Below are 17852 nucleotides of genomic sequence, written 5' to 3'. Positions count from 1 at the left end.
GTAACCGAAGGAGTGTCATTTAGGAAAATGACGCTCTTTCTTTACGTTGACATCAACCATTTTTAATGTTAAACTTTGGAAGAGATAAGCGAATTAGATTAGGAGGATGTATATGTCAATTTTTGAAGGAGCCGGCGTGGCTTTGATTACCCCATTTAAGGCAGATGGCAGTGTGAATTATGATAAGCTCGATGAGTTGATAAACTACCATTGTGAGAATGGCACAGACAGTATTATTATTTGTGGTACGACAGGCGAATCTTCTACATTAACAGAAGAAGAACATATGGATTGTATTAAGTTTACGATAGAGCGCACGAAGAAACGGATTCCGGTAATCGCCGGGACCGGATCCAACTGCACCCGCACCGCGGTGGAGATGTCAAAGGAAGCTGCGGAGGATGGGGCTGACGGCCTGCTTGTCGTGACTCCTTACTATAATAAGGCCACACAGGCCGGGCTTGTTGCGCATTATAAGGCGATTGCGCAGGAGGCAAAGGCTCCGATCATTTTATACAGCGTAAAGAGCAGAACCGGCATGAATATTGAACCGGCTACAGTAGCGCAGATGGCCAGCGAGGTGGAGAACATCGTGGCTGTTAAGGAGGCATCCGGGGATATTTCCCAGATTACGAAGATTATGCAGCTGACAGACGGAAAGATTGACCTCTATTCCGGCAATGACGATCAGATTATACCTTTGATGGCTCTGGGCGGCAAGGGAGTGATTTCTGTATTGGCCAATATTGCTCCGAGAGAAACGCACGATATCTGTGAGAAGTTTTTCAAGGGAGATCTGGAAGGCAGCCGTGCGCTGCAGCTTAAGGCGCTGCCGCTGATCGAGCAGCTGTTCTGTGAGGTGAATCCGATACCGGTCAAGAAGGCGGCGAACCTTATGGGCATGGAAGTAGGCGGCCTGAGAATGCCACTGACAGAGATGACGGAAAAGAATGCGGCAAATCTGGCAAAAGCAATGGCTGATTTCGGGATTAAGCTTGCTTAATTCGGTAAATATATGATTGTGAAAGGGATATCATACGTTGAGTAACTGGCTCAAATGTGGTATCCTTTTTTATATAGAGGGACTCCTTTGAGAGTTCCGTACATTATATGAAAAGGCTCGGGAGGGACAGATATGATAAAGGTTTTAATGCATGGCTGCAACGGAAAGATGGGACAGATGATTACAGGACTTATCAGGGATGATGAACAGGTGGAGATTGCCGCAGGCGTGGATGCTTATACAGGGCTTGCCAACGACTATCCTGTATTTGAGAACGTGGAATCCTGTGATGTGGATGTGGACGTGGCGATTGATTTTTCAAACGCCGGAGCGGTGGACGGGCTCCTGGACTATTGTGTGGAAAAGCAGGTTCCTGTGGTGCTCTGCACAACCGGCCTGTCAAATGAACAGCTCAAAAGGGTCAGTGAGGTATCCAAAAAGGTCGCAGTGCTGAAGTCGGCGAATATGTCCATGGGAATCAACCTTCTTCTGAAAATGCTTAAGGATGCCGCGAAGGTGCTGGCTCCGGCGGGCTACGATATTGAACTGGTGGAGAGGCACCATAACCAGAAGGTGGATGCTCCCAGCGGCACGGCCCTTGCGCTGGCAGATTCTATGAATGAGGCGCTGAATCATGAATATACTTATGTATATGACAGAAGCCAGGTGCGTAAAAAGAGGGAACAGAAGGAGATGGGCATCTCAGCGGTCCGCGGCGGAACGATTGTCGGGGATCACGAGGTGATTTTTGCCGGCCCGGACGAGGTGATCGAGTTCAGGCATACGGCTTATTCCAGAAGTGTTTTTGGAAAGGGTGCAGTGGAGGCGGCCAAATTCCTGGCAGGTAAAGAGGCCGGTATGTATGATATGAGTGATGTGATTCAATTTTAACATGATAAGCGTGGATTGAAACCATCACAATGTATGGGGAGGAAGTATTATGAAAGATCTGGAAACAAGATATCTTGAGCGGCTCTCTGATTTATATCCGACGATTGCCGCGGCTTCAACAGAGATTATTAATCTGCAGGCAATTTTAAATCTGCCCAAGGGAACCGAACATTTTTTGACAGACATCCATGGGGAGTACGAGGCGTTTGCACATGTACTGAAGAATGGGTCTGGTTCGGTGAGAAGAAAGATAGACGATGTTTTCGGCAATACCTTAAGCTCCAGGGACAAGCAGTCTCTGGCTACGCTGATTTATTATCCCAAGGACAAGATGGCCCAGGTGAAAAAAGTGGAGAGCAATATGGAGGACTGGTACAAGATCAATCTGTACCGTCTGATTGAAGTTAGCAAACGGGCGGCGAGCAAGTATACCCGGTCCAAGGTAAGAAAGGCGCTTCCGAAGGATTTCGCATACGTGATCGAAGAACTGATTACGGAGAAGGTGGAAGTAAATGATAAGGAATCTTATTATAATGAGATTATTAAGACCATTATCCGAATCGGCCGGGCGGAGGAGTTTATCGCGGCGATCTCGGAACTGATCCAGCGTCTTGTCGTGGATCATTTACATATTGTGGGAGATATTTATGACAGAGGCCCGGGCCCTCATATCATTATGGATAAACTGATGACCTATCACTCCCTGGATATCCAGTGGGGCAACCACGACGTCCTCTGGATGGGCGCGGCGGTCGGTCAGAGAGGCTGCATGGCGAATGTGGTGCGTATCTGCGCGAGGTACGGCAATCTGGATATCCTGGAGGACGGCTATGGAATTAACCTGCTTCCGCTGGCTACATTTGCGCTGCGGACTTACGGGGATGATCCGTGCACCTGTTTTGCACTGAAGGGTCCGGAAAAGGCGAATAAGGCGGAGATGGAGATGGATCTTAGGATGCACAAGGCGATTTCCATTATCCAGTTTAAGGTGGAGGGGCAGATTATAAAGCGCCATAAGGATTTTGGACTGGATGACAGGGCTCTTCTGCACAGGATTAATTTTGAGAAAGGGACGGTTAACCTTGACGGGACGGATTATCCTCTTCTGGATACGAATTTCCCGACAATAGACCCCAAAGATCCCTATAAGCTTTCGGAGGAAGAGGAAGAGATCATGGAGCGTATGGAGCGCGCATTTCTCGGCTGCGAGAAACTGCAGGAACATATGCGTTTTCTGCTTGCAAAGGGCAGCCTGTACAAGGTTTATAATCATAATCTGCTGTATCACGGCTGTGTGCCTCTGAACGAAGACGGCAGCCTGAAGGAAGTTTCTCTGTTCGGAAGAAAGTTTAAAGGAAAGTCACTGTATGATGCCCTGGACCGGTATCTGAGAAAAGGATTTTTTGCATTGAATGAGAGGGAACGGGAGGACGGCAAGGATATGATGTGGTATATCTGGCTGAATCCGAATTCTCCGCTGTTTGGCAAGAATAAAATGGCAACATTTGAGAGATACTTCCTTGCAGAGAAGGAAACACATGTGGAGAAGAAGAATCCGTATTATTATCTTCTCGAGAAAGAAGAGGTGATCGACAATATTATGCGGGAGTTCGGTCTTTGTCCGGATGAAGCGCATGTTGTCAACGGTCATGTCCCTGTAAAATGCAAGAATGGAGAAAGCCCCATAAAATGCAACGGCAAGGTGCTTGTGATTGACGGTGGATTTTCGAAGGCTTACCAGAAGGAGACGGGAATTGCTGGTTATACGTTGATATACAATTCTTACGGACTGCTTCTGGTTGCACATGAGCCTTTTGAATCCACGGAAGCGGCGATCCAGAAGGAGAGCGATATCCATTCGGATTATATGGTGGTAAAGCGGGTGCTGGAGCGGCGCCTGGTCGGTGATACGGATATTGGAAAAGAACTTAAGGAGCAGGTAGCAGATCTGGAAAGGCTGCTTGCGGCATATCGAAGTGGTGAAATTATCGAAAAAATATAAGAAACGAGGGACTGCCCGGAATCCATTTTCCGGGCAGTCTGCACATAGAGAAACATTAAGACAGAAAGGCTTGGAAATGACATGGGAAAATATGCAGGGCAGGGATTTTCAATACCTGATAATGTAGAGGTGACGGAACCTCTGAAGATCTATTTGAAAGAGATTGGGAGCATTCCTCCGCTCAGTGCCGGTGAGGAGCTTGAACTGGGGAAAAGAGTCGCGGCAGGGGACACAGACGCGAAACGGAGGCTGGAGGAGGCGAATCTTTGCCTGGTCGTGTCAGCCGCCGGGCAGTACAGCGGGCGCGGCCTGCAGTTTTTGGATCTGATCCAGGAAGGCAGTATTGGGCTGATGCAGGCGGTAGAAATGTTTGATTATACAAGGGACGGCGCATTTTCCGATTATGCACGCAGCTTTATTGAGGAGGCCATGAAACGTGCGATAGATGAACAGTCCCGAGAAATCCGTGTGCCGGCTTATGTTGCGGAGAATATAAAAAAGGTACAGAAAGTTTCGAATGAACTGCGTCAGGAACTGGGGCGCGCGGCCACTGCAGGCGAGATTGCGGGAAGGATTGGAGATAAGTCAGAAGAGGAAGTGAAAAGCGTGCTGGCATTTCTTGAACCCCCGGTTTCACTGGAGGCTCCCACGGGGGCGGAAGAGGATGATATTCTGGAAGATCATATTGAGGACCAGGAAGAAAAGACTCCCGAAGATGCGGTGAATATTTTAATTCAAAAAGAAGAAGTGCTTCATCTCCTGGAGAGTCTGAGCGAGAGGGAACGTCATGTAATCAGCATGCGCTTTGGGCTGGAGAATGGCAGGGTCCACACCCAGGAAGAAGTCGGACGGGAGCTGAATGTGTCAAAAGAGCGGATCTGTCAGATAGAAGAACATGCGATGAAAAAACTCCGCGAGGCCGCCGGGAAAGAATAGCATCCGAGGTTCCTGGTAAAATAGAAATTTTTCCCACACATAAACATTCTGAAATTGCAAATATTACTAACACAAGATTATGAATGGAAAGGGAGAAATAAAATGAAAAGATTTAAAAAGTTTTTATTATTAATGATGTGTGTTGGAGTACTTTGCGGTGTAACAGCATGTGGTACAGATAAGAACACAAACGATGGAAAAACAAATACAACAGACGAGAAGAATATGAACGATGCTACAAACGGCAAAGACACCAAGGATAATAAAGGTGATGGTGCGGTAGATAACGCAGTGGATGATGCAACTGATGCTGTAGATGATGCTGCTGATGATCTTACAGATAACAATGGTCCTGAAAAGGATAATCTGGAAGACAGAAATACAAACGACAAAGATGTAAATAATAATGATGCAGCTAACAACACAGATAACAATGCTGCAGACAACCAGTAGGAAAACACGGCAGAATCTGCAAAGGGGTCTGACCCCTATGCGCCCCATTTTCTTAATTGTTTCAAACAATTAAGAATTCGAGGTTCATAGGGGTCAGACCCCTGGTTTTTTCAAGTTTACTGTGGTAAAATAGCAAAATGAGACATTTCATAAGTTAAGATATAATTCGAATACGTAAAGAAACAAAAGTAAAGGAGTACATATTATGAGTATGGAAAGAAAGCTTGTTATGGGCAACGAGGCGATTGCCCTGGGCGCTGTCCGTGCCGGTGTGAGAATGGTGGCCGGTTATCCGGGGACGCCGTCGACAGAGATTCTGGAGACAGTTGCTAAGCATAATGACGGGAGCATTCACGTGGAGTGGTCTACCAATGAGAAGGCCGCTATGGAAGTCGGCGCAGGAGCCGCTTATGCTGGTGCCAGAACGCTGGTTACGATGAAACAGGTGGGGCTGAATGTGGCTTCCGACCCTCTGATGAGTCTTGCCTATGTTGGGGTAAAAGGCGGTATGGTGATTGTGTCGGCGGATGATCCGGGACCGATTTCTTCACAGACGGAACAGGATACAAGACATTTTGCACAATTCTCGAAGCTGCCTGTGTTTGATCCATCATCGCCGGATGAGGCATATCTGATGATTGCGGATGCTTTTGCGTATTCGGAAAAGTACCAGACACCGGTTCTTTTCCGCCCGACGACAAGAGTGTGTCACGCCTGTGTTAGCATTGATCTGCTGCCAAAGCTGGATGTGCCCGAGCCGGAAGGGTTTATCAAGGATACCATGCGCTGGGTTATTTTTCCCAGGCTTTCCTACCAGAATCATATCAAGATCGAAGCGAGAAATGTGGAACTGTCGGAAGTGTTTTCTTCCTACGACAAGAACCTGCGAAGGGAAGGAAAAGGCAGGAAAGGCGTTGTCTCTGGCGGGGTGAGTTTTGCATATACGAGCGAAGTGATACCGGAGGATGTGCCGCTTTTGAAGATCAGCACGCCTCATCCGTTTCCGGAGCGTCTGGCGAAAGAATTTATGGAGGACCTGGATGAAGTGCTGGTACTGGAAGAACTGGATCCGGTGATTGAAAAGGAACTGCTTCAGATTGTGGGTAAATACCATCTGAATGTAAAGATTTGTGGAAAACTTACGCATGATACGAAGAATGCGGGGGAAAACAGTGTGGAAAGCATTAGGGGGGATCTGGAGCATTTTCTTGGGGCCGAAGAAATTGATTCAAAAGAGCAGGGCAGTGCACGGGGGGATATACCGCGGCTGCCGGTCAGGCCTCCGGTTCTGTGTGCCGGGTGTCCCCACAGAGCTTCCTTCTATGCAGTGAAGAAGGCAATGCGCGGGAAAAAGGCGGTATTCAGCGGGGATATCGGCTGTTATACCCTGGGAAACGCGAAGCCGCTGGATATGGTGGATACCTGCCTCTGTATGGGGGCAGATGTAACGATCGCCCAGGGATTACATATTATAGAACCCGACGCGGTGAACTTTGCGTTCATCGGAGATTCCACATTTTTCGCTTCCGGTATTACCGGAGTTGTGAATGCTGTTTACAATCAGACGGACATTGTGCTGATTGTGCTGGATAATTCTACAACGGCGATGACCGGCCACCAGCCCCATCCCGGAACAGGTGTAACCATGATGGGGGAGGTTGCGGCCAAAATCAGTATCGAGAATATTTTGCGGGGAATCGGGTTAACGTGGATTGAAACCGTTGATCCGCTGAACCTGGAGCTTGCTGCAGACACGGTGAAGAGGGCAGCCAAAGAAAAGGGGGTGCGTGCCGTGATCTTCAAGTCTCCGTGCATTGCGGTAGCAAAACCGGGAACGTTATATGAGGTAAAGCAGGAGTCCTGTACAAAATGCAAGGTCTGCATCAGCCAGCTGGGATGCCCGGCAATTACAGTAAATGGCGGTGAAATTGTGGTGGAGCCGTCTCTGTGTTATGGATGCGGCCTTTGCAGCCAGGTATGTCCGTCAGGAGCGATCGGGGAGGTGGAAAGCGATGAATAAAAGTTGTCTGTTATGTGGAGTCGGAGGACAGGGCGTTGTGCTTGCCTCTAAACTAATTGCCTATGCGGCTATGGAGCAGGGAAAATTTGTGAGAACGACGGAGACCATCGGGATGGCACAGCGCGGAGGCTCTGTTGTGAGCCATGTGCGGATGGGGACAGAGGTGCATTCTCCGTTGATTCCGCTGAAATGTGCGGATATGCTGCTGGCATTTGAACCGGCAGAGGCGGTGCGCTGTCTGCCGTATTTAAAAGTGGGCGGTACAGTGATCGTCAGCAGCAAGGCGGTAAAACCGGTTACGGCCACGCTGAGCGGCAGTACATATGAAGGAACCGAGATGCTGGATTATCTGAAAAAAAATGTAGAGAACCTTGCCATATTGGACGGAGAAGAAATCTGCAGCCAGGCGGGTTCTTCCAGGGTTTTGAATGTAGCGCTGCTGGGCGCGGCGGCTGCCAGTGGCGTGCTGGACATTTCCGCAGAAGAGATGGAAAGTGCCGTGGCCGTTAACGTGAAGGAAAAATTTTTGGATATGAACAGGAAAGCATTAACACTTGGAATGACCGCGTTTGAAAAGGCATAGAGGGGAGCAGATATGAAAATGACAGAATTACAGCTGGAGCTGATTAAAGAAAATCTGAAACAGCTGACATCCAAAGATTGTTTTTACAAAGAAAAGTTTCAGGATATCGACGTTTCAAAAATACAGAGCCAGGAAGACTTTGAAAAGCTGCCGTTTACCTGGAAGGGAGATCTGCGGGAGGCATATCCGCTGGGGCTGCAGGCCGTGCCCGATGAAGAGGTAGTGAGAATTCATTCGTCTTCAGGGACAACGGGGACTCCGGTTATTATCCCCTATACCAAAAAGGATGTGGAAGACTGGGCGAAGATGTTTGCCCGCTGTTACGAGATGGCCGGAATCACGGCGCTGGACAGAATTCAGATTACTCCCGGATACGGACTGTGGACCGCCGGTATCGGATTTCAGGCAGGCGCCGAGTATTTAGGTGCAATGACGATTCCGATGGGACCAGGTAATACGGATAAACAGCTCCGCATGATGAAGGATATGAAAGCCACCGTTTTGTGTGCGACTTCTTCTTATGCACTGCTTTTGGCGGAGGAGATTGCAAAAAGGGGTATTTCTGACAAGATACATCTGAAAAAGGGCGTAATCGGTTCCGAGCGGTGGGGTGAAAAGATGAGAAAACGGATCGCCTCGGAGCTGGGGGTTCAGTTGTATGATATCTATGGGCTGACGGAAGTGTATGGGCCGGGAATTGCCATGAGCTGTGATTATGAATGCGGAATGCATTATTGGGATGACTATCTGTATTTTGAGATTGTGGATCCAAAGACAGGGGAAACTGTACCCGACGGTGAAATCGGCGAGCTGGCGATTACAACCCTGCGCAAACAGGGCGCACCGCTTGTCCGATACCGCACCCATGACCTGACGCGTTTTATACCGGGTGAGTGCAGGTGCGGTTCAAAGTTCCCGCGGATCGATACACTGATCGGAAGAACGGATGATATGGTAAAGGTAAAAGGCGTCAATATCTTCCCGAGCCAGATCGAAGAAATGCTGGGCGGAGTACCGGAGGCTTCCAGCGAGTACCAGTTTATGCTGGACCATATGAATGGAAAAGATGTCTGCACCCTGTTTGTGGAAGTGAACAAGAATGTGGATAAAAAGCAGGCGGAAGAAGCTGTGAAAAAGGCGTTCAAGACGAAAATCGGTATTACTGTGAATGTGATGCCGGTATCAATCGGAGATCTGCCGAGAAGCGAGAAAAAATCTACACGTATATTTGATAACCGATATTGATAAATGTTTGACAATGAGGTTCAAGGGGGTCAGACCCCTCTGCAGAGGGGTCTGACCCCTTTGAACAAGAAAGGAAGAAGATGAAATTCAGACCATGTATTGACATCCATAATGGAAAGGTGAAACAGATCGTAGGAGGCAGCCTGCGGGATCAGGGGGACCAGGCGGTTACCAATTTTGCTTCGGAGCTGGACGCTGAATGGTATGCTGGACTTTATCGGCGGGACGGCCTCAAGGGAGGCCACATCATCCTTCTGAACCCTGCAGCTTCGGGATATTACGAAGCTACAAAAAAACAGGCTTTGCTCGCTCTCGCAGCATACCCCGGAGGGATGCAGATCGGCGGTGGAATCCATGCAGGTAATGCGGCGGAGTACCTGGAAGCGGGAGCCAGCCATGTAATTGTGACTTCTTACGTTTTTCAGGACGGAGTGTTCCATGGGGAAAATCTGAAACGCCTGGTGTCCGCTGTCGGAAGGAAACATATCGTACTGGATCTGAGCTGCAGGAAGAGAGGCGGGGCATATTACATTGTAACAAACCGCTGGCAGACCTTTACCGATGTCCGCCTTACGCCTGAGGTACTGGACAAGCTTTCTGCATCCTGTGATGAATTCCTTGTGCACGGTGTCGATGTGGAGGGAAAATCTTCCGGTGTGGAGACGGAGCTTGTGTATATGTTAAGTGGGTGGAATAAAATCCCCGTCACATATGCAGGCGGTATTGGCAGCATGGAAGATCTGGACGCCTTTGCTTCCGTGAGCGGGAAAAAACTGGATTTTACAATTGGCAGTGCGCTGGATTTATTCGGAGGAAACATTCCCTATGAGATTATTGCAAAGCTGTAAATGAATTATTAACAAGTAATGAATTTGTTGAATTCACTGGAAGATAGTGTTAGAATGGAGCGTAGAGTAAATTTAGACAAGGAGTAAATTACAGATTATGGGTTTTATAGAGAAGATTTTCGGAACACACAGCGAAAATGAATTAAAGCGTATTTACCCAATCGTGGATCGGATCGATTCGTTGGAACCAGAGTTTCAGGCTCTTTCCGACGCAGAATTAAAAGACAAGACAAGAGAATTCAAAAGGCGGCTTGCCGATGGGGAGACCTTGGATGATATCCTTCCCGAAGCATATGCAACCGTTCGGGAAGCGGCAAAGAGAAGTCTGGGAATGCGCCATTACCGCGTCCAGCTGATCGGCGGAATTATCCTTCATCAGGGACGTATCTCGGAGATGAAGACCGGTGAAGGTAAGACCCTGGTTTCAACACTTCCTGCATATCTGAACGCGCTGGAAGGAAAGGGCGTGCAGATTGTAACAGTCAATGACTATCTTGCAAAGCGTGATGCCGAGTGGATGGGAAAGGTTCATGAATTCCTGGGACTGACCGTAGGGGTAGTCTTGAACTCTATGGATAATGATGAGCGCCGTGCGGCATACAGCTGTGACATCACATATGTTACCAATAACGAGCTGGGCTTTGATTATCTGAGAGATAACATGGTCATTTATAAGGAGCAGCTTGTACAGAGAGGACTGAACTACGCCATCATCGATGAGGTCGATTCCGTTTTGATCGACGAGGCCAGGACTCCTTTGATTATTTCCGGCCAGAGCGACAAGTCTACAAAGTTGTATGAGGCCTGCGATATTCTGGCGCGTCAGCTGGAACGGGGCGAGGCCAGCGGCGAATTCTCCAAGATGAACGCCATCATGGGGGAAGACATCGAGGAGACGGGAGACTTTATCGTTAATGAGAAGGAAAAGGCAGTCAACCTGACCGAAGACGGTGTGAAGAAAGTAGAGAAGTTCTTCCATATCGAAAACCTGGCGGATGCCGAAAACCTGGAGATCCAGCACAATATCATTCTGGCACTGCGCGCACACAATTTGATGTTCCGCGATCAGGATTATGTAGTGACTCCGGAGGGGGAGGTCGTGATCGTCGATGAGTTTACCGGACGTATCATGCCGGGACGCCGCTATTCGGACGGTCTGCATCAGGCAATTGAGGCGAAGGAGCACGTAAAGGTAAGGCGTGAGAGTAAGACACTTGCGACTATAACATTCCAGAACCTGTTTAATAAATACGAAAAAAAGAGCGGTATGACAGGTACGGCCCTCACTGAGGAAAAAGAGTTCCGTGACATTTACGGCATGGACGTGATCGAGATACCGACCAATGAGCCGGTACAGAGAGTGGATCTGGAGGACGCGGTTTATAAGACTCAAAAAGAAAAGTTCAAAGCGGTTGTGGAAGAAGTCGAGAAAGCTCACGCGAAGGGGCAGCCGGTACTGGTCGGCACTATTACCATCGAGATCTCCGAGCTGCTGAGTAAGATGCTGAAAAAAGCGGGGATCCCGCATAAAGTCCTGAATGCCAAATATCATGAAATGGAGGCCGAGATCGTAGCGGATGCCGGTATGCACGGCGCGGTAACGATCGCCACAAACATGGCGGGCCGTGGTACAGATATTAAGCTGGATGATGAGGCAAAGGCCGCGGGCGGACTGAAGATCATCGGTACGGAGCGCCACGAGTCCAGACGAATTGACAACCAGCTGCGCGGGCGTTCCGGACGTCAGGGAGACCCGGGGGAATCCCGTTTCTACATTTCCCTGGAAGACGACCTGATGCGTCTGTTCGGTTCCGAAAAGCTGATGAGCGTGTTCAGCACACTTGGAGTAGAGGATGGAGAGCAGATCGAACACAAGATGCTTTCCAGTGCGATTGAGAAGGCGCAGAAGAAGATCGAGAGCAACAACTTTGGTATTCGTAAGAATCTGCTGGAATATGATCAGGTCATGAACGAGCAGAGAGAGATTATTTACAGCGAGAGACGCCGTGTGCTGGACGGCGAGAGCATGCGGGATACGATTTACAGCATGATCACGGAATACGTGGAGAATACAGTGGACCGTTTCGTGTCATCGGAAGTAGATGCAGAAGAGTGGGATCTTACTGGCCTGGATGTGACTCTGCACGCGGTCATCCCACAGCTGAAGCTGCCTTCTGTGAAAGAGGCGCAGGAAATGCAGCAGAAGGAGTTGAAACACCTTCTGAAGGAACGCGCCGTAAAAGCTTACGAGGCAAAAGAGGCGGAATTCCCGGAAGCAGAGCATTTGCGTGAGGTAGAGCGCGTCGTACTGCTGAAAGTCATTGACGGCAGATGGATGGATCATATCGACGATATGGACCAGCTTCGTCAGGGAATCGGGCTTCAGGCGTACGGTCAGAGAGACCCGCTTGTTGAGTACAAGATGATGGGATATGATATGTTCGGCGAGATGACCAACTCCATCGCTGAGACAACCATCCGCACCCTGTTCCACCTCCGTATTGAACAGAAGGTGGAAAGAGAACAGGTAGCAAAGGTCACCAGTACCAATAAGGACGAGAGCGGGGTCCGCGCTCCTAAAAAACGGGAGGAAAAGAAGGTCTATCCAAATGACCCGTGCCCGTGCGGAAGCGGCAAGAAGTACAAACAGTGCTGCGGAAGAAGATCATAAAAATCAGTAATACTTCAGACAGGCCTGAACTGTTACAAAAATAAACAAAAGTGCAGAATAAATGACTGCACTGTATATGAGAATCTGTCGTGGCAGATTCTCATTTAAATGAGAAAGAGGTGAATAAGGTGGTTTTGTTAGACGAATTAAAAGCAAAACTGATTGCATACGAAGAACCGCTGAAAGATCTGAGGGATTCACTTTGACTTAGCGTCAAAGAAGGAGCGGATTGAAGAGTTAGAAAGAAAGATAGAAGAACCCGGTTTCTGGGATGAGCCGGAAAAGTCGCGGCATACGATGCAGCATCTCAAGGCTCTCCAGGAGTCTGTCAAGCAGATTGAGCAGCTTTACGGAGACCATGAGGATATCGGTCTACTGATCGAGATGAGCGAGGAAGATCCGGACGAGGAGACCATAAAGGGGATTGAGGAAGAACTGGCCCGTTTCGAAGAAGAATTTGAGGCGCTGCGGATTCAGACACTACTGACAGGGGAATACGACAGCAGTAATGCGATTGTTACCCTGCATGCCGGTGCGGGCGGAACGGAATCCTGCGACTGGGCCAGCATGCTGTACCGGATGTACAGCCGTTGGGCAGAGAAAAAGGGGTTTTCACTGGAAGTGCTGGATTATCTGGACGGTGATGTAGCCGGGATAAAGGGCGTAACTTTTGAGGTGGAAGGAGAGAACGCATACGGATATCTGCGCTCCGAAAAGGGCGTACACCGTCTGGTCAGAATCTCTCCGTTTAATGCTGCCGGTAAACGGCAGACATCGTTCGCATCCTGCGATGTGATCCCGGATATTGAGGATGACATTGACATTGAGATCAATGAGGAAGACCTGAGGATCGATACGTACCGTTCCGGCGGTGCAGGGGGGCAGCACGTCAATAAGACATCTTCTGCTGTCCGCATCACGCATCAGCCTACCGGGATTGTTGTTCAGTGCCAGAACGAGCGTTCCCAGCATATGAACAAGGACAAGGCAATGCAGATGCTCAAGGCAAAGCTGTATCTGCTCAAGCAGCAGGAGCAGGCGGATAAAGTGTCCGGAATCCGGGGCGAAGTCAAAGAGATCGGCTTCGGAAGCCAGATCAGGTCTTATGTCATGCAGCCTTATACGATGGTGAAGGACCATCGTACGAATATGGAAATCAGTAATGTGAACGGTGTCATGGATGGCAATCTCGACCCGTTTATTAACGCATATCTGAGTAGGAAACCATAGCAAAAGGAAAAGGGAAAAAGGAAAAAGGAGGAAAACATGGTAAATATAGCGGTAATGGGATACGGTACAGTAGGTTCGGGAGTCGTAGAGGTCATCAATACAAACGGGAAGCGGATCAATCAGAGAGTCGGTGATGAGATCAACATCAAATATGTCCTGGACCTCAGAGATTTTCCGGGAGATCCGATTCAGGAAAAACTGGTTCACGATTTTGACGTAATCGTAAATGATCCTGACGTGCAGATCGTGGTGGAGGTTATGGGCGGTATTGAGCCGGCTTATACTTTCGTCAAGCGCTGCCTGCAGGCTGGGAAAAGTGTAGCGACCTCTAACAAGGCTCTGGTGGCAAAGCATGGGGCAGAACTTCTCTCCATTGCAAGAGACAACAATATTAACTTTTTGTTTGAAGCCAGCGTCGGAGGAGGCATCCCGATTATCCGTCCCCTGAATTCATCCATGACGGCCGATGAGATCGAAGAGATCACAGGAATCCTCAACGGAACAACCAACTATATGCTGAGCAAAATGTTCTATGAGGGAGCTGATTACGATGAAGTTCTGAAAGAAGCCCAGGCAAACGGGTATGCGGAGCGCAACCCGGAGGCGGATGTGGAAGGCTACGATGCCTGCAGGAAAATTGCGATCCTGTCCTCCCTGATTTCAGGGCAGCAGGTAGATTTTGAAGATATCTATACCGAAGGGATTACCAATATCACAAAAGAAGATATGATGTATGCAAAAGCACTCGGTATGACCATAAAGCTTCTCGCTTCCAGCAAAAGAGACGGCGATAATCTGCATGCGATTGTTGCTCCTTACATGCTCCACAAGGAGCACCCGCTCTATAATGTAAATGATGTGTTCAATGCCATATTTGTCCATGGCAATGTGCTTGGCGACGCCATGTTCTATGGCAGCGGAGCAGGAAAACTGCCGACGGCCAGTGCGGTTGTTTCCGATGTGGTGGATGAGGCGAAGCATCTGAACCGAAATATCATGACCATGTGGAAGAGTGAAAAGTTAAGCCTTCAGCCGATCTCGGCAACCAGTAAAAAGTATTTTGTAAGAATCCAGGGGGATGCCGATGCAATGAAGGCGCATCTGGAGAGCAAGTTCGGTCCAATCGAAATTGTGAAGGCAGAAGGCCTGAAAAACGAATTCGGTTTCGTTACAGGTGTGATGACAGAAGGTACTTATGAAGAAAATGCGAAAGAATTTCCAAGCATTCTGCATATGATACGTGTAGAAGGTTAAGATAAAGACCTGAAAATAAACTGGAGGCATAACATGAAATATGTAATTGTACTGTGTGACGGAGCAGCAGATGAACCGCTGGAGGATCTGGACGGCAGAACTCCGCTGCAGGCGGCTGCGACTCCCAACACAGATAAACTGGCGCCAAAATCAGAGATAGGCATGGTTCGTACCGTGCCTGCAGGGATGGCGCCCGGGAGCGATACGGCGAACCTGTCTGTGATCGGATATGACCCAAAAGAATATTATACCGGAAGATCCCCGCTGGAAGCGTTGAGTATCGGAGTGGATATGGAACCGTCTGACGTTGCTTTCCGCTGCAATATTGTGACATTGACGGAGGAGCAGGACCGTTATGAAGACAGAGTAATTGTGGATCACAGCTCCGATGAAATCAGCACGGAGGACGCGGCCGTACTCGTAGAGGCACTGAAGGAAGGACTGGAGCGGGAAGGCTACGAGTTCTATGTGGGAACCAGCTACAGACACCTTCTGATTCAGAAAGAGGGCAGAGTAGTGGATCTGACTGCACCCCATGATATTCTGACCAGGAGAATCGGGGACTATCTGCCCGCCGATCCTGTCCTGCGGGAAATGATGGAAAAAAGTTATGACATACTGTCCGTCCATCCGCTGAATGTGGAGAGAAAGAGGCAGGGGAAGAACCCGGCCAATTCCGCTTGGTTCTGGGGAGCAGGCACAAGGCCAATGCTGACTTCCTTTGAGGAAAAGTTCGGAAAGAAAGGCGCCATGATCTCAGCGGTGGATCTGCTGAAAGGCATTGCGGCAGGAGCCGGAATGCACAATATTTCAGTGGAGGGAGCCAATGGCGGTTTACATACCAATTATGCCGGTAAAGCAAAGGCAGCTGTGGAAGCTTTGACACAGGAGGGGTATGATTTTGCTTACATCCATGTGGAGGCTCCGGATGAGATGGGGCATCAGGGCAGTTATAAAAATAAAATTACGGCCATTGAGAATATCGATGCCCATATCATCGGCCCGGCGGCGGAGATGCTGGAAGCGGCAGGGGAAGAGTTCCGCATGCTGATACTTCCGGATCATCCGACACCGGTGAGCGTGCGCACTCATACAGGAGATCCAGTGCCATACCTGCTATTTGACAGCAGAAATGCGGTGCAGGGCCTGGCTTCCTACGACGAAGAAAGTGCTCGTAGCAGCGGAATAACTGAAGAAGTGGGACACACGTTGATTTCCCATCTTTTTGAGCAGAAATAATGCGCAGCCGGTCAGAAACCAGGAGGACAACATGCTGATAGTTAAAAAATTTGGGGGAAGTTCAGTTGCGGACAGGGAATGCATTTTCCGCGTGGCTGAGCGCTGTATTGAAGAATACAGAAAAGGAAACGACGTGATCGTTGTCTTGTCTGCAATGGGGGACACAACGGATGAACTCATAGAAAAAGCAAAGTTAATCACTGCAGAACCGTCGAAAAGAGAGATGGATATGCTGCTTACAACGGGAGAGCAGGTCTCAGCGTCTCTACTGGCCATGGCCGTCAACTCGCTGGGAGTGCCGGCCGTCTCACTGAATGCATTCCAAGTACGGATGCACTGCACATCTGCTTACGGCAATGCCAGGTTTAAACGGGTAGAATCCGAAAGAATACGCCACGAACTGGATTCCAGAAAAATAGTGGTTGTCACAGGCTTTCAGGGCGTGAATAAATACGAGGATTATGCAACACTTGGCAGAGGCGGTTCAGACACCACCGCGGTAGCCATTGCGGCTGCACTTCACGCGGATGCCTGCGAGATCTATACGGATGTGGACGGCGTATACACTGCCGATCCGCGGATTGTGCCGAATGCGAGGAAACTGGATGCCATCAGTTATGATGAGATGCTGGAGCTCGCGTCACTGGGGGCGAGAGTGCTCCACAACCGTTCCGTGGAGATGGCCAAAAAATACGGTGTACAGCTGGTCGTACGTTCCAGTCTGAACAGAAATGAAGGAACGGTAGTCAAGGAGGTAGTGAAATTGGAGAAAATGTTAATCAGCGGAGTTGCTTCCGACAAAAATACATCCAGAGTTTCCGTGATCGGTGTAGACGATAAGCCCGGCGTGGCATTTAAAATATTCAACACACTGGCAAGGAAGGGGATCAATGTGGATATCATCCTTCAGTCTGTAGGACGTGAGGGGACAAAAGACATCTCCTTTACCGTTGCACAGGACGACCTGGAAGAAACGCTTAGTATCTTGAGTGACAATAAAGAAGAGTTGACGATCCAGGCCATCGAACACAAAGACAACGTGGCCAAAATCTCCATCGTCGGTGCGGGCATGATGAGCAACCCGGGTGTGGCAGCAAAAATGTTCGAGGCGCTGTTCAACGCAGGTGTAAATATCAACATGATATCCACGTCCGAAGTGCGGATCACTGTGCTGATCGAAGAAAACGACGTAGAAAGAGCCATGATAGCAGTACACGACAGATTCGGACTGGCGGAGTAAGATCGAAAGGGGCGCTTTCCTGACCAGGAAGAAGTCCGGCCCGTGTGTGTGCGGTGCTGTGCGGGAGGACTTCTTCCTGGTCAGGAAAGCTGGGCGCATCAAAGGGGAGGTTCGAATGGGGGCCTTTTTGGGAGAGGCGTATGGGACTGGGATTGTGTAGTGGATATGGCTGGAGTAAGAGCAGAATGTCAAGTCGTTTAGGATACGATTGCAGGACTTTCCATTATCTCCGATGGG

General features: G+C 49.1%; 14 protein-coding genes. All 14 read left to right on the top strand.

The annotated features are described in order from the left end of the window. The first annotated feature begins 112 nt into the window (after positions 1-112). The 14 genes from dapA to ARB69_RS10870 all read left to right on the top strand — a co-directional run bounded on the left by dapA (position 113) and on the right by ARB69_RS10870 (position 17615). Complete coding sequence (gene dapA, locus ARB69_RS10935; RefSeq protein ID WP_050640970.1) at positions 113-1003, top strand: 4-hydroxy-tetrahydrodipicolinate synthase; 891 nt, start codon at positions 113-115, stop codon at positions 1001-1003. 132 nt (positions 1004-1135) lie between these two features. Continuing rightward, entirely contained in the window at positions 1136-1894 is a 759-nt protein-coding gene (dapB, locus tag ARB69_RS10930; protein WP_050640969.1) for a 4-hydroxy-tetrahydrodipicolinate reductase, read from the top strand. A 49-nt stretch (positions 1895-1943) separates the two neighbouring features. Further along, positions 1944-3896, top strand: coding sequence for a fructose-bisphosphatase class III (locus tag ARB69_RS10925; protein WP_050640968.1), 1953 nt, complete (start codon positions 1944-1946; stop codon positions 3894-3896). A gap of 81 nt (positions 3897-3977) precedes the next feature. After that, the gene (locus tag ARB69_RS10920) at positions 3978-4832 is read left to right on the top strand and encodes a sigma-70 family RNA polymerase sigma factor (protein WP_055153091.1); all 855 of its coding nucleotides are present in this window, start codon (positions 3978-3980) and stop codon (positions 4830-4832) included. A gap of 102 nt (positions 4833-4934) precedes the next feature. After that, positions 4935-5285, top strand: coding sequence for a hypothetical protein (locus ARB69_RS10915; RefSeq protein ID WP_050640966.1), 351 nt, complete (start codon positions 4935-4937; stop codon positions 5283-5285). Positions 5286-5496: 211 nt separating this feature from the next. Beyond that, complete coding sequence (iorA, locus tag ARB69_RS10910; protein ID WP_055153100.1) at positions 5497-7305, top strand: indolepyruvate ferredoxin oxidoreductase subunit alpha; 1809 nt, start codon at positions 5497-5499, stop codon at positions 7303-7305. Beyond that, positions 7298-7888 carry an indolepyruvate oxidoreductase subunit beta gene (locus ARB69_RS10905; RefSeq protein WP_025655632.1) on the top strand — a complete coding sequence of 197 codons (591 nt, stop codon included), beginning with the start codon at positions 7298-7300 and terminating at the stop codon, positions 7886-7888. Before iorA ends, ARB69_RS10905 begins: the two co-directional genes overlap by 8 nt. Positions 7889-7900: 12 nt before the next feature. After that, positions 7901-9133 (top strand): phenylacetate--CoA ligase family protein, encoded by a 1233-nt coding sequence (locus ARB69_RS10900; protein ID WP_055153090.1) that lies wholly within the window; start codon positions 7901-7903, stop codon positions 9131-9133. An 80-nt stretch (positions 9134-9213) separates the two neighbouring features. Next, a complete protein-coding gene (gene hisA / locus ARB69_RS10895) occupies positions 9214-9981 on the top strand; it encodes a phosphoribosylformimino-5-aminoimidazole carboxamide ribotide isomerase (RefSeq protein WP_055153088.1) in 768 nt (255 codons plus the stop codon). Between the two features lie 97 nt (positions 9982-10078). Continuing rightward, positions 10079-12652 carry a preprotein translocase subunit SecA gene (secA, locus tag ARB69_RS10890; RefSeq protein ID WP_055153086.1) on the top strand — a complete coding sequence of 858 codons (2574 nt, stop codon included), beginning with the start codon at positions 10079-10081 and terminating at the stop codon, positions 12650-12652. Between the two features lie 128 nt (positions 12653-12780). Next, positions 12781-13882 (top strand): peptide chain release factor 2 gene (gene prfB, locus ARB69_RS10885; protein ID WP_129878883.1). Its coding sequence is split into 2 segments (ribosomal slippage): positions 12781-12855 and positions 12857-13882, totalling 1101 coding nucleotides; the frame shifts between segments, so codons are not numbered across the junction. A 36-nt stretch (positions 13883-13918) separates the two neighbouring features. Then, entirely contained in the window at positions 13919-15136 is a 1218-nt protein-coding gene (locus ARB69_RS10880; protein WP_050640960.1) for a homoserine dehydrogenase, read from the top strand. A gap of 33 nt (positions 15137-15169) precedes the next feature. After that, positions 15170-16375 carry a cofactor-independent phosphoglycerate mutase gene (locus ARB69_RS10875; RefSeq protein ID WP_050640959.1) on the top strand — a complete coding sequence of 402 codons (1206 nt, stop codon included), beginning with the start codon at positions 15170-15172 and terminating at the stop codon, positions 16373-16375. Between the two features lie 91 nt (positions 16376-16466). Beyond that, positions 16467-17615 (top strand): aspartate kinase, encoded by a 1149-nt coding sequence (locus ARB69_RS10870; RefSeq protein WP_369794800.1) that lies wholly within the window; start codon positions 16467-16469, stop codon positions 17613-17615. The last annotated feature ends 237 nt before the right edge of the window (positions 17616-17852 follow it).

Origin of the sequence: Faecalicatena contorta, assembly GCF_001404335.1 — a bacterium.
GTDB lineage: Bacteria > Bacillota > Clostridia > Lachnospirales > Lachnospiraceae > Faecalicatena > Faecalicatena contortus_B.
The sequence above is the reverse complement of the archived record's forward strand: the minus strand, read 5'-3'. Positions and strand labels throughout refer to the sequence as shown.